We start from the raw sequence: 12,741 nt of genomic DNA, 5'->3' as shown, positions 1-12,741 counted from the left end.
AAAAATAATTTTGACTGACTGGACAAGCGACACACAGCGCTTAGAATGCCCGCTCTTACAAAAACGCTCAACATAAGTTGCGTAACCACCCACAATCGGGGAGAAGATGAGTAATTTTGTTCAAAAAAGTAGCTACGACAGAGAGGAGCTACTGACCTGCTCCACTGGTGAGATGTTTGGCCCAGGCAATGCCCAATTGCCGGCCCCTAATATGCTGATGCTGGACCGCATCACGCATATATCTAAAGAAGGGGGAGCCTTTAACAAGGGGGAACTGATCGCCGAGCTGGACATCCACCCCGACCTCTGGTTTTTCGAGTGCCACTTTCCCGGTGACCCGGTAATGCCCGGCTGCCTGGGCCTGGATGCCATGTGGCAACTGTTGGGCTATTTCCTCGCTTGGAAAGGCAACCCAGGACACGGTCGCGCCCTCGGTTGTGGCGAAGTCAAATTTACCGGCCAAATCCTTCCTACCAGCAAAAAAGTGACCTATCACATTCAGCTGAGCCGGGTTGTCGAGCGGAGATTGGTCATGGGGATCGGCGACGGTACAGTATCTGTCGATGGGCGTGAAATTTACACCGCGAAGGATCTTCGCGTAGGCTTATTCACCCGCACCGACAATTTCTAACCCCATGAAACCAATACCGGTAGAAACCATAAAGGCCTCTGCCAACAAGTAATGCTGGAGATCACTATGCGTCGGGTAGTCATTACCGGGATGGGCATCACATCCTGTATCGGTACCAACACAAAAGAAGTTACCGAGTCCTTGCGAGCAGGCCGCAGCGGCATTCGCTTTCAAGAAGAGTACAAAGAACTAGGCCTACGCAGCCAGGTAGCTGGCCCTGTAGATATCGATTTCAAGGAACACATCGACCGCAAACAGCTGCGGTTTATGGGGGATGCCGCCGCCTATGCCTATATTGCTATGCGCGAGGCTATTGAAATGTCCGGTATGGAGGAAAGCGATATCTCCAACCCCCGCACCGGTATTGTGATGGGATCGGGCGGCACCTCCACTCAGCAGATTATTGATGCCGCCCATACGCTCAAGGAAAAGGGGGTTCGCCGCGTCGGCGCCTACCGAGTTCCCCAGGTGATGAACAGCACTGTTTCCGCCTGCCTAGCCACTCCCTTTAAAATCAAAGGTGTGAACTACAGCATTTCCTCCGCCTGTGCCACCAGCGCTCACTGCATTGGTCACGGAGCCGAGCTAATCCAGATGGGCAAACAGGATGTTATCTTCGCCGGTGGTGGTGAAGAACTCGCCTGGAGCCTCACTCACCTGTTCGATGCCATGGGCGCTCTTTCGAGTAAATACAATGACGAGCCCACCAAGGCCTCACGCCCCTATGATGCCGATCGCGATGGTTTTGTCATCGCCGGTGGTGGTGGGTGCCTGATTCTGGAAGAAATGGAGCATGCCCTCGCTCGCGGAGCAACCATTTATGCCGAACTCACTGGCTATGGCGCCACTTCCGATGGATACGATATGGTAGCCCCCAGTGGTGAAGGCGCAGTGCGCTGTATGCAGCAGGCTCTCGCGGGCATGGATGGCAAGGGACTCCAGGGCAGTGTGGATTACATCAACACCCACGGTACCTCAACCCCAGTTGGCGATGTCGCAGAACTGAAAGCCATGGGCGAAGTTTTTGCCGGCAAAGTGCCCCCATTTGCCTCCACAAAATCCCTGACCGGACACTCCCTGGGAGCCGCCGGTGTACAGGAGGCGATCTACAGCCTGCTAATGATGCAAAACAACTTTATTGCCGCTTCCGCGAATGTGGATCACCAAGATCCCGCGGCAGAAGGGATGGACCTGGTCACAGAGTTGCGTGAATGCGAGATTAAACGTGCCATGTCCAACAGTTTTGGCTTCGGCGGCACCAATGCCTGCCTGGTATTCGATAAGCTGTAAAGCAGCGAGCGGACTCACTATAAACAAAAAAGGGCGCCAAATTGGCGCCCTTTTTTATGGATAGCAAGACTATTCCTGCCGCTCCGCATCCAGGCGCTCCAACCACAATTCCACCTGTCTGGTCAGGCCCTGTCGCCAGCTATGCTGCTGTATACCGAAGACATCGCGCAGCTTACCGCAGGCTAATACTACCCCCCTGTCCCTTTGGTCCGGTCCGGTTTCCAGCGCACTGAATTGCGCAAACCTGCCCTCGTCATAGAGTGACTGGGCTCGCTCCACGACCTCAAGGGCAAACTCTACCGCAGTACAGCTATCCGAGCTGCCGTAATGATAGATCCCTCGAGCCTCAGCACCACTGGCCAGCTGCTGCGCTAAGGCAACAGCGACGCGAGCCAAATCCAAAGCAGTGACGGGATTACCACTATTGCACCCATCCAGCGCGACTGGCTCACCAGTAATGAAGCCGCGCAGTACCCGCCCAAGCAAAGCATCTGGATTGCTATCCACCAGCCAGCCAAAGCGCAGAATAGTCAGGTTTTCGTGGCCGGCCAGGGCTTCCTCACAGGCCAGCCATTGCCGTCCACTGCGAGCCTGCGGTGCCGCTACTTCGTCCTCGTCATATTTCCTCGGTTCGCCACCGGCAAAGACCGCATAGGAAGAGAGATGAATAACATGTCGGCAGGAACATTGTGCCAGCGCCTTGGCGACCTGCAACGCCTCTGGCATCCCCTGGTCATCCGCGCATGCCGATGCATTGATAACAATAGAGGCGGGACGCAACTTATCGAGTTCCGAGGGCCCAAGTTGCTGGATGCGAAAGCCAGCGCGCTGCAGGCGTTTCTGCAGCGCGTTGTCGATATCGTTTCCGGCGCGAATTAACGCAACCCGATCCGGCTTGTATCCGGTATGTAGATCAGACACAGGGCAGGCCTGCTTTAGAAGGGAATATCGTCGTCGAAGCTGTTATCGAAACCACCGGCAGGGCCCTGGCTTGGTTGCTGTGCGGGCTGCTGTTGGTTACCGGGCGCTGGGCGTCCCTGATTACCCTGCTGGTAGCCACCTTGTTGGAAGCCGCCCTGCTGTTCGTAACCACCCTGGCCGCCCTGATGACCACCCATCTGGCCGCCCATTCCGGCTGCACCCATTGCGGCACCGCCCATGCCCTGGCCGAAGCCACCCTGCTCTCCTCGACCATCGAGCATTTGCATCTCACTGGCAACAATCTCGGTAGTGTAGCGATCCTGACCACTACTCTTATCCTGCCACTTGCGCGTGCGCAGTGAGCCCTCAACATAGACCTTGGAGCCCTTGCGCAAGTACTCGCCGGCGATCTCAGCCAGGCGATTAAAAAATACTACACGGTGCCATTCGGTGCGCTCCTGTTGCTGACCGGTCTGCTTGTCCTTCCAGCTCTCACTGGTGGCCAGGCTGACGTTGGTCACCGCACCGCCGCTCGGCATATATTTGGTCTCCGGGTCGTTACCCAGGTTGCCGATTAAAATTACTTTGTTGATACCCCTGGCCATGGCCCTCTCCTCTCTTCGACCCGGGTCCCACCCGGAGCAATAATCATTCAATAATTAACTACAAGGTGCGGTTTCACACGCACTGTTAGTCTGTAAACAGGCAGCCGCCCACAGCGACAACCAGTGTATTTTTATACAGCAGCATACAACAGACATCCGCTGTTAGTAAGCGCTACCCTCGCGGACACCCGAGACCCGCTCACGCAGAAGCCACCAGAGCAGTATCCAAATTGCCACTACCGCAAAACCGAGCCCCGCCACTGCACTGGTGCCACCGATTCCGTACAGATATCCACCCAGACTGCCGCCGACAAAAGTGCCGAAAAACTGCAACGTTGCATAGAGGCCCGAGGCAGCCCCGCGGGCATCCTCCGGGGCTTTGCGAGTTAACTGTGCCGGCAACAGGGCTTCCAGCAAGTTGAAGCCAATAAAGAAAATACTCAGCAGCAGTACGACCGCTACAGTCCCATTCATCGGAAGTAGCGCCGCGCTGCCAGCAACCAGGGCGAGCGCTGCCAGGTTCAGTGCGAGCGGCACCTTACCGGAACGCTCGGCCATACGCATCATGGGCAACATAACGATAAAGGTGCCGAGCATCAGTGGGCCATAGAGTTTCCAGTGCTCTTGCGCCGGCCAGCCCAACCGATCGACCAGTACCAGTGGCAAGGCCACAAACAGTGCCGTCAGTAGCAAGTGGGAAAAGAAGGCCCCGCTGACCAGGCGCCAAGTCAGGCCACTAGCCAGAACCTTGCGAAAACCGCCCTTAAATACTGCTGGGCGCTTTGCCACTTGAGGTGTCGGCACCACTCTCCATACCAGCAACATGCCTAACACGGCCAGTGCTGCTGTCAGCCAGAAAATAGCCGGTAGTCCGCCAGCACCCGCGAGTGCCGGGCCCAGTATTACCGCTAGCATAAAGGCCACACCGATCGAAGCGCCGATCACAGCCATGGCGATACCGCGCTTCTCATCCCGGGTCAAATCAGCCACCAATGCCATTACAGCGGCAGCGATCGCTCCACAACCCTGTAACACCCGGCCAACAATCAGCCCATATACAGAGTCCGTCTGTGCAGCGACGATACTACCGAGGGCAAATAGCGCCAGGCCAGTATAAATCACGGGTTTGCGGCCCCAGCGATCGGACAAGAGCCCCAGCGGAATCTGCAATAAGGCCTGGCTCAAGCCATAGGCGCCCATGGCCAACCCCAGTAGCATCGGGGTGCTATCGCGATAGCCCTCACCGTATACCGTGAGTACCGGCAGCACCATAAACAGGCCGAGCATGCGAAAGACATAAAGGGAAGCCAGCCCACCCAGGGCCCGGCGCTCAATGGAATTCATGCAGCTCCCGGAACAGCGTCAAATTGGGCGCGCATTGTACAGCGAGCGAGCGCTGGGCTGTAGTGGAAGCTGTACAACTTTCGCGGAGATCTAACCGCGGCCATAGTCGTCATCGAAGCGGACTATATCGTCCTCGCCCAGGTAACTGCCGGATTGCACCTCAATCAGCTCCAACGGAATAGTGCCGGGATTTTCCAATCGGTGCGTCACCCCCAGGGGGATATAGGTGGACTGATTCTCGGTAACCAATAACTCCTCATCGCCACGGGTCACTCGCGCGGTGCCACGCACCACAATCCAGTGCTCTGCGCGGTGGTGGTGCATCTGCAGGGAAAGCTGTTGTCCGGGCTTAACCACGATGCGTTTTACCTGAAAACGCGGGCCCGCATCGATAGAGTCGTAGTAACCCCAAGGTCTATACACCTTGCGGTGTCGCTGGGCCTCGCTGCGGCCGGAGCGCTTGAGGCTTCCCACCAGTTTCTTCACCTCCTGAACCCGCTGCTTATCAGCAATTAGCAGGGCGTCGTCGGTATCCACCACCACCAGGTCCTCTACACCGAGCAAACTGACCAGGCGACTCTCCGCACGCACCAGGCAACCGCTGCTGTCTTCCTGCAATACATCACCTTGCAGCAGATTGTCGTCGCCATCCCGCTCGGCCAGCTCCCACAATCCCAGCCAGGAGCCCACATCGCTCCAGCCAGCATCCATAGGTACTACAGCCGCCGACTCGGTAGGCTCCATAACCGCATAATCCACAGATTCATCGGCGCAAGCGGCGAAAGCCTCTCTATCCACCCGGGTAAAATCCAGATCTCGAGCCGCCTGCTCGTAGGCCGTGCGACAGGCATTGAGAATATCCTCGCGATGCTGGCCCAGCTCCTCCAGATAGCGGGAGGCACGGAACAGAAACATACCGCTGTTCCAGGAATAACCGCCATCGGCCAGATAGGACTCGGCGGTATCGGCATCTGGCTTCTCGACAAACTCTGCCACCGACCATGCACCGGTGGAAAGCGCCTCTCCGCGGCGGATATAGCCGTAACCGGTCTCTGCCCGAGTCGGGACAATACCAAAAGTGACTAAATGTCCCTGCTCTGCCAGGGCCCGAGCCGGCTGTAGCGCCTCCTGAAAAGCCGCCACATCAGCCACCGCGTGGTCCGCCGGCAGTACCAGCAGCAAGGGGTCCTCACCGGACTCAAGCGCCGCCAGGGCCGCCAGGGCAATAGCTGGTGCCGTATTGCGCGCGCAGGGCTCCAGTAAAATAGACTGGGCGCCATGACCAATCTCGCGCAGCTGCTCCGCAGCGGCAAAGCGATGTTCCTCATTGCACACTAAAATCGGAGCCTGTAGCTGTGCCACGCCCTCCAACCGCCTTGCGGTAGCCTGCAACATGGTTTCTTCACCTGTTAGCGGCAAAAACTGCTTTGGGTAGGTTTCGCGAGAGAGTGGCCACAGGCGCGAACCGGTGCCACCACAGAGAATTACAGGAATCATCAGCGCTATCTGTTCATCGGTTGGTTTTTTGCGGCAGACGATTTTGGCACATTGAGTGGCGAGTTTATACTCGACTGTTTTCCCGGCACCGCAGTTGTGATCGCCCCGCGCGGAGCAAGTCCGTGGCCCGGCCCAGTATTAGCAGCAATATAGGTAGAGCGTGGACACGATTTATGTGAGGGGTGCTCGCACCCACAACCTGAAAAATATCGATCTCGACATCCCCCGCGACAAGCTGATCGTGATCACCGGACTATCGGGTTCCGGTAAATCCTCCCTGGCCTTCGACACCCTGTACGCCGAGGGCCAGCGCCGTTATGTGGAGTCTCTCTCCACCTATGCACGGCAATTTTTATCGATGATGGAAAAGCCGGATGTAGATACTGTCGAGGGGCTGTCACCGGCGATTTCCATTGAGCAGAAGTCCACCTCCCACAACCCGCGCTCCACCGTGGGTACCATTACCGAGATTTACGACTACCTCAGACTGCTGTTCGCCCGTGTCGGTGAGCCGCGCTGCCCGGAACACGACGAGCCTCTGCAAGCCCAGACGGTCAGCCAGATGGTGGATCAGGTACTAACCCTGCCGGAAGGCACTAAGCTGATGCTGCTAGCACCGGTCGTTCGCGACCGCAAGGGCGAGCACCAGCATGTATTCGAACAGCTGCGTCGCGACGGCTTCGTGCGCGCACGTATCGATGGGGTTATCTGCGATTTGGACGATACCCCCAAATTGGACAAGCGCCGCAAACACACGGTCGAAGTGGTGGTAGACCGCTTCAAGGTGCGCGATGACCTGCAGTTACGCCTGGCAGAATCCTTCGAGACCGCTTTGAATCTCACCGATGGCATCGCCTCCGTCAGCTTTATGGATGGCGACCAGGAAGACCGCCTTTTTTCTGCCCGCCACGCCTGCCCTGTCTGTGACTATTCATTGGACGAACTGGAACCGCGTCTGTTTTCCTTCAACAACCCGGCCGGTGCCTGCCCCAGTTGCGACGGACTGGGGGTTAAGCAGTTCTTTGACGAAGATAAAGTGATTCTCGACCCGGAGAGCAGTATTTCCGAAGGCGCTATTCGCGGCTGGGACAGGCGCAATATCTACTACTACCATATGCTCGACTCTCTGGCCGAGCACTATGGCTTCGACCTGGACAAACCCTGGAAAAAACTGCGTAAAACTCACCGCAAAGTCATTTTGCAGGGCAGTGGCGATGAGGAAATTGACTTTAGCTATGTGAATGATCGCGGTGATGTCACTGTGCGACAGCACACCTTTGAAGGTATTATCCCCAACTTCCAGCGCCGCTATCGGGATACAGAATCCCAGTCTGTCCGCGAAGAACTGGCCAAATATCTGAGCACGCAAAGGTGCCCCGAATGTCACGGCACCCGCCTGCGCCGTGAAGCCCGCCATGTCTTTGTGGATAACCGTACCCTGGCACAGATTACCGAACTGCCCGTCGGCGATGCTTTCAATTATTTTGATCACGAGCTGAGCTTCAAAGGCGCCCAAAAGGAAATTGCCGATAAAATTCTTAAAGAGCTTCGCGATCGCTTCCGTTTCCTGGTGGATGTGGGCCTCAACTACCTGACCCTGAACCGCAGCGCAGAGACCCTATCCGGCGGTGAAGCGCAGCGGATTCGCCTGGCCAGCCAGATCGGTGCCGGCCTGGTGGGTGTGATGTATATCCTCGATGAGCCCTCTATTGGCCTACACCAACGGGACAACGAACGCCTGCTCAACACTCTTACCCACCTGCGCGATATCGGTAATACCGTGATTGTCGTAGAGCACGATGAAGACGCCATCCGCAGCGCCGACTTTATTGTCGATATTGGCCCCGGTGCCGGTGTTCATGGTGGTGAAGTCGTCGCGGCTGGCACCGCCGATAAAATTGCCAAGTGCAAAAAATCCCTCACCGGCCAGTACCTGTCGGGCAAAAAGAAAATTGCCATACCGGAAGAGCGCTACATCCCAGATCCGGATTATATGCTGCGCCTCGAAGGTGCCAGCGGCAATAATTTGCAAAACGTGAACCTGGAAATACCCGTGGGGCTGTTTACCTGTGTCACCGGTGTCTCCGGCTCAGGTAAATCTACCCTAATCAATACCACCCTCTACCCTCTTGCAGCCACAGCCCTAAATAAAGCCACCACCTTGAAGGCGTCCCCTTATAAGGCCGTCCACGGGTTGGAGCATTTCGACAAGTGTGTGGATATAGACCAGAGCCCTATTGGGCGCACTCCAAGGTCCAATCCCGCCACTTACACCGGTATTTTTACTCCGATTCGAGATCTGTTTGCCGGTACTCAGGAAGCGCGCTCACGTGGTTACAAACCTGGGCGTTTTAGCTTTAACGTAAAAGGCGGTCGCTGCGAAGCCTGTCAGGGCGACGGTGTAATCAAGGTGGAAATGCACTTCCTTCCGGATATCTATGTACCCTGCGATACCTGTCATGGTAAACGCTATAACCGTGAAACCCTGGAAGTTCACTATAAGGGTAAAAATATCCACGAAGTGTTGGAAATGACGGTGGAAGATGCGCGGGAGTTTTTTGATCCCGTGCCTGCTATTGCCAAAAAATTACAAACACTCATTGATGTCGGCCTCTCCTATATCAAACTTGGTCAGGCTGCCACGACGCTCTCCGGCGGTGAAGCCCAGCGAGTAAAGCTCTCCCGCGAGCTATCCAAGCGCGATACTGGCCAAACCCTCTATATCCTCGACGAACCCACTACCGGCCTGCACTTTGCCGATATCCAATTGTTACTGGATGTCTTACATCGCTTACGCGATCACGGCAATACCATCGTGGTTATCGAACACAATCTAGATGTGATCAAAACAGCCGATTGGATCGTGGACCTGGGTCCGGAAGGTGGTTCTGGCGGCGGACAAATTATTGCAGCGGGAACTCCCGAGGAAGTGGCAGAAATGGAAGTTTCCCATACCGGTCACTTCCTAAAACCGATGCTTGGCTGATCAATACTACGGAGCTGGATCGCAGTCTGGCTCCTATAGTAATTAAATCACCGAATACATATCGCGACGGAACGTGGGAAATGATAAAAAAATTGGATCAAGAAAAGTTAAACTTAATTATTGCACTATGCGCAATGATGGTTTCCCTTGCCTCCTTCTATGCAACTTATCTGCAGGCCGAAGCAGCAAATAAACAAGTCAAAATAATGACCATGCCTGTCATTCAATTTTCACAGAGCAATTACGACCTTGAGGATGACAAACCATCGATTTATTTTGAACTTTACAATGTGGGGGCAAGCCCAGCTCTACTGAAGAGTTTCAGTATCAACTATGAGCAAACTACCTACCATACCGCCAGGGAATTCCTGAATGCTTGCTGCCAACAGGAATATCAAGAATTCACAAAAAAAGTGACAAGCGATGAGGACGCTGCCAGCCTAGACAAAGGAAATATACTCACCTCAACTTTATCCAACAGCTTAATCCCTGCGAACTCCAAGCGACGAATATTTGCATTATTCTATGGCCAGCGATCTTACGATCTTTGGGAAAAGCTTAACAAAGAAAGAGAGAAAATATCTGTCGACTTCTGCTTCTGCTCACCCTTGGGTGGATGCTATCGTTCAGAGAACGAGGGAACCTCTATGGAGGTTGAAGCATGTACTACCAACCGCATTTAGATACTTTTCATTAGACAGAATTCTAAACAAAGTTTTCTCTAATTGTGAGCCGCGACGAATGAAGATCGATATCAACTGTGACCTAGGTGAAGGATCTGATTTAATCAGCTGCGAGAGGGATGCGCAGATTATGCCCTTTATCTCCCGCTGCAATATCGCCTGCGGTGGCCATGCTGGCAACCTGGAGATTATGCGCCTCTCTATTCGCAACGCACAGCAATATAAGTTAAAAATAGGGGCCCACCCCAGCTACCCAGATCGGGAAAACTTTGGAAGAAAATCTGTCGCAATCTCGCCAAATCAATTACTCGACTCTTTATACGCTCAGATCAATCAACTTCAAACCCTTGCTATTGCAGCAGGAACGCAGCTCGACCATATTAAGTTGCACGGCGCTCTATATAACGATGCCGAAGCAGACCAGTTACTGGCCCAAAGAATTACCTCCCTACTCTCCGAGGAATATCCCTCACTGAAAATTATCGGCCTCGCTAATAGCACCATGGAAGCCGCCGCAGCCGAAAAAAATCGTATTTTTTACCGGGAGGGTTTTATGGACAGGCAATACATCAATAAAGAAAAACTAGCGCCACGTGATTTGCCTGGATCAGTTCTAAACAACATTGATCACTGCCTCGAAAGAGCTGTCGCATTGGCAAAAGGCACAGGCATTACAAGCTATCATGGCATACCACTAAAATTTTCAGTCGACACTATTTGTTTACATAGTGATAATCCAATAGCAGTGCGTATCGCAGAGAGGCTTGTCAATCACTTGCAGCTCCATGGATTGAGCATACATTCGTGACACTCCCCGAAAAAGACTTCCCCAAAAAGTTAGATTTTAATGTGTCTATGAATGGGGATAGTGCCCTAGATATCCGCTTTAGCGCGAAACCTAGTGCAAACCTCAGTCGCTACATTATTGGGCTAAGACAGTATATCCTTAAGCATGGCCCAAATGGACTTACCGACCTAATTCCCTCATATCAATGCCTAACAATAATTTTTGTTCCTACTTTATTTGATAACGAATCGCTTTCTCAGGAAGTTCATCGGTTAACCCGAAGCTTCCTAGAAAACCCAGAGAAAATCAAAAGAAAGCCTCGCACAATTCGTATTCCTGTTTGCTATGAATCAACTTTTGCTCCCGATATGACCGTATTGAGCAAATACACAGACTTATCACCCGAGGAGATCATTCAGTTACATACTGCAAGCCCCTATCTCGTGCACATGCTGGGTTTTTCACCCGGTTTTTTGTATCTGGGCGGCCTTGATCCCAGACTACATTGTCCTCGCAAAGACAAGCCGAGAGCGAGTATTCCTGCCGGAGCGGTTGGAATTGGTGGGAGTCAAACCGGAATTTATCCACAAGCTACACCGGGGGGATGGCAGATTATCGGGCAAACCCCCCTCCAGCTATTTCAGCCTTATAGTGAATCTCCTTTTATTGCTGCTCCTTTGGACACTGTCGAATTCTTCCCTATCAATAAATTGGAGTTCGCCATCATTAGCCAACACCACGATTAATAAATTAGACATTTATGAGCATCTATTTTATTCGAGCCGGACTACAAACCAGTATTCAGGACTGTGGCCGGCCTGGCTTGATGCACTACGGAATTCCTCAAGGGGGCGCCGCAGACCCCTTATCAATGAAGCTTGCTAACTTACTATTAGGCAACACTCTAAATAACCCGGTACTGGAAATAACTTTAACGGGCCCACTTATTGAGTTCGATTGTGATGTTTCGATAGCCATTACAGGCGCGCAATTCAAAGTTCTGTTAAACAACAACCCCATTGAAAGCTATAAAGTTATCCAAATTAAAAATGGGGATATTCTAGATTTTTCCAGTTTAATGAGCGGTGCTCGGGCATATATAGGTTTATCCGCCAAAATCTCTGCACCTCAAATTCTAAATAGTGTATCCACCCATTTAATCAGCGGCTTTGGCGGACACAGAAACGGGGCAATTAAGTCAGGGGAAAAAATCTACTTAGAAAAAACCCGTATAATAAAAGAAGCACACTTAGAAAGAGAGTTTATCCCAAACTATCGACTACGCCCCTTAATAAGAGTCGTCCATGGAGCAGAGGGTCAGCGCTTTACCCAATCTGCATTGGACAATTTTTTTTCTACCACTTTTCAAGTATCCGCTCAGAGTAACCGCATGGGAATTCGCCTATCACCATCGATAATGTCAGACTCTGAGAGACTGAAAGATATCTCAGGGGAAATGGTTTCTTCCGGACTTTATCCCGGAAGTATTCAGATACCAAACAATGGCGAGCCGATTATTTCATTTATAGAAGGGCAAACCATCGGCGGTTACCCTCGACTGGCTCATGTTATTCGGGCCGACCTCCATAGATTAGGGCAACTCAAACCCCAGGATAAAATCAATTTTCAGCTGGTCACACAGGCAAAGGCAAGAAAAGTTTTACAGGAAAAACATAAACTTTTAGGAAAGCTACAAAACACGATTAAATCAGGGACCAGAGAAACATTTATTCTTTGAAGAGGGACCTTTAAACAAATAATAAAATAAATTCAAATTACTGAATAACGACGACCCCGCATCTCTTTTAATTACCTCCCCCTAATTAAAAAACCACAATCTTTAGAGCATTTCTGCATCAATATCATCGCTCCAAAACAAACATCAATGGGCATAGTAAATTTAATAGAATATTTTCAATGACTCTCTCTAGACTGAACAGTCCCAGCTGACCAGCTGGTTCTACCACTACTTCAGCTAGACCGAAGGATCATTATTA

General features: G+C 52.6%; 11 protein-coding genes. 7 read left to right on the top strand and 4 right to left on the bottom strand.

Going from position 1 to position 12,741, the window contains the following annotated elements:
- The first annotated feature begins 106 nt into the window (after positions 1 to 106).
- The gene (fabA, locus tag FIU95_RS02550) at positions 107 to 631 is read left to right on the top strand and encodes a 3-hydroxyacyl-[acyl-carrier-protein] dehydratase FabA (RefSeq protein ID WP_152451199.1); all 525 of its coding nucleotides are present in this window, start codon (positions 107 to 109) and stop codon (positions 629 to 631) included.
- A gap of 66 nt (positions 632 to 697) precedes the next feature.
- Positions 698 to 1,921 (top strand): beta-ketoacyl-ACP synthase I, encoded by a 1,224-nt coding sequence (gene fabB / locus FIU95_RS02545; RefSeq protein WP_152451197.1) that lies wholly within the window; start codon positions 698 to 700, stop codon positions 1,919 to 1,921.
- 69 nt (positions 1,922 to 1,990) lie between these two features.
- On the opposite strand, the gene FIU95_RS02540 is transcribed toward fabB, so the two are convergent.
- From FIU95_RS02540 to FIU95_RS02525, 4 genes are all read right to left on the bottom strand, one after another.
- Positions 1,991 to 2,842 (bottom strand): sugar nucleotide-binding protein, encoded by an 852-nt coding sequence (locus FIU95_RS02540; protein ID WP_152451195.1) that lies wholly within the window; start codon positions 2,840 to 2,842, stop codon positions 1,991 to 1,993.
- A gap of 14 nt (positions 2,843 to 2,856) precedes the next feature.
- The gene (gene ssb / locus FIU95_RS02535) at positions 2,857 to 3,447 is read right to left on the bottom strand and encodes a single-stranded DNA-binding protein (RefSeq protein ID WP_152451193.1); all 591 of its coding nucleotides are present in this window, start codon (positions 3,445 to 3,447) and stop codon (positions 2,857 to 2,859) included.
- Positions 3,448 to 3,609: 162 nt separating this feature from the next.
- Positions 3,610 to 4,791 (bottom strand): MFS transporter, encoded by a 1,182-nt coding sequence (locus FIU95_RS02530; protein ID WP_152451191.1) that lies wholly within the window; start codon positions 4,789 to 4,791, stop codon positions 3,610 to 3,612.
- A 90-nt stretch (positions 4,792 to 4,881) separates the two neighbouring features.
- Complete coding sequence (locus FIU95_RS02525; protein WP_152451189.1) at positions 4,882 to 6,288, bottom strand: mannose-1-phosphate guanylyltransferase/mannose-6-phosphate isomerase; 1,407 nt, start codon at positions 6,286 to 6,288, stop codon at positions 4,882 to 4,884.
- Between the two features lie 160 nt (positions 6,289 to 6,448).
- Here FIU95_RS02525 and uvrA point away from each other — a divergent pair, with 160 nt between their 5' ends.
- From uvrA to FIU95_RS02500, 5 genes are all read left to right on the top strand, one after another.
- On the top strand, positions 6,449 to 9,274 hold the full coding sequence (gene uvrA / locus FIU95_RS02520) for an excinuclease ABC subunit UvrA (protein WP_152451187.1): 2,826 nt from the start codon (positions 6,449 to 6,451) through the stop codon (positions 9,272 to 9,274).
- A gap of 80 nt (positions 9,275 to 9,354) precedes the next feature.
- Positions 9,355 to 9,957 (top strand): hypothetical protein, encoded by a 603-nt coding sequence (locus FIU95_RS02515; RefSeq protein ID WP_152451185.1) that lies wholly within the window; start codon positions 9,355 to 9,357, stop codon positions 9,955 to 9,957.
- 58 nt (positions 9,958 to 10,015) lie between these two features.
- Positions 10,016 to 10,765: a 5-oxoprolinase subunit PxpA gene (pxpA, locus tag FIU95_RS02510; RefSeq protein WP_152451183.1), complete on the top strand. Its 750-nt coding sequence runs from the start codon at positions 10,016 to 10,018 to the stop codon at positions 10,763 to 10,765.
- Positions 10,762 to 11,490 (top strand): 5-oxoprolinase subunit PxpB, encoded by a 729-nt coding sequence (gene pxpB / locus FIU95_RS02505; RefSeq protein ID WP_152451181.1) that lies wholly within the window; start codon positions 10,762 to 10,764, stop codon positions 11,488 to 11,490. Before pxpA ends, pxpB begins: the two co-directional genes overlap by 4 nt.
- A 14-nt stretch (positions 11,491 to 11,504) precedes the next feature.
- A complete protein-coding gene (locus FIU95_RS02500; protein ID WP_152451179.1) occupies positions 11,505 to 12,482 on the top strand; it encodes a biotin-dependent carboxyltransferase family protein in 978 nt (325 codons plus the stop codon).
- Positions 12,483 to 12,741: the final 259 nt, after the last annotated feature.

This window comes from Microbulbifer sp. THAF38, assembly GCF_009363535.1.
Classification (GTDB): domain Bacteria; phylum Pseudomonadota; class Gammaproteobacteria; order Pseudomonadales; family Cellvibrionaceae; genus Microbulbifer.
The sequence above is the reverse complement of the archived record's forward strand: the minus strand, read 5'-3'. Positions and strand labels throughout refer to the sequence as shown.

Excerpts from the sequence above, each read along its gene's own strand:
- fabA (WP_152451199.1), top strand. The coding sequence starts at position 107 with ATGAGTAATTTTGTTCAAAAAAGTAGCTACGACAGAGAGGAGCTACTG.
- fabB (WP_152451197.1), top strand. The coding sequence starts at position 698 with ATGCGTCGGGTAGTCATTACCGGGATGGGCATCACATCCTGTATCGGT.
- ssb (WP_152451193.1), bottom strand. The coding sequence starts at position 3,447 with ATGGCCAGGGGTATCAACAAAGTAATTTTAATCGGCAACCTGGGTAAC.
- FIU95_RS02530 (WP_152451191.1), bottom strand. The coding sequence starts at position 4,791 with ATGAATTCCATTGAGCGCCGGGCCCTGGGTGGGCTGGCTTCCCTTTAT.
- FIU95_RS02525 (WP_152451189.1), bottom strand. The coding sequence starts at position 6,288 with ATGATTCCTGTAATTCTCTGTGGTGGCACCGGTTCGCGCCTGTGGCCA.
- FIU95_RS02515 (WP_152451185.1), top strand. The coding sequence starts at position 9,355 with ATGATAAAAAAATTGGATCAAGAAAAGTTAAACTTAATTATTGCACTA.
- pxpA (WP_152451183.1), top strand. The coding sequence starts at position 10,016 with ATGAAGATCGATATCAACTGTGACCTAGGTGAAGGATCTGATTTAATC.
- FIU95_RS02500 (WP_152451179.1), top strand. The coding sequence starts at position 11,505 with ATGAGCATCTATTTTATTCGAGCCGGACTACAAACCAGTATTCAGGAC.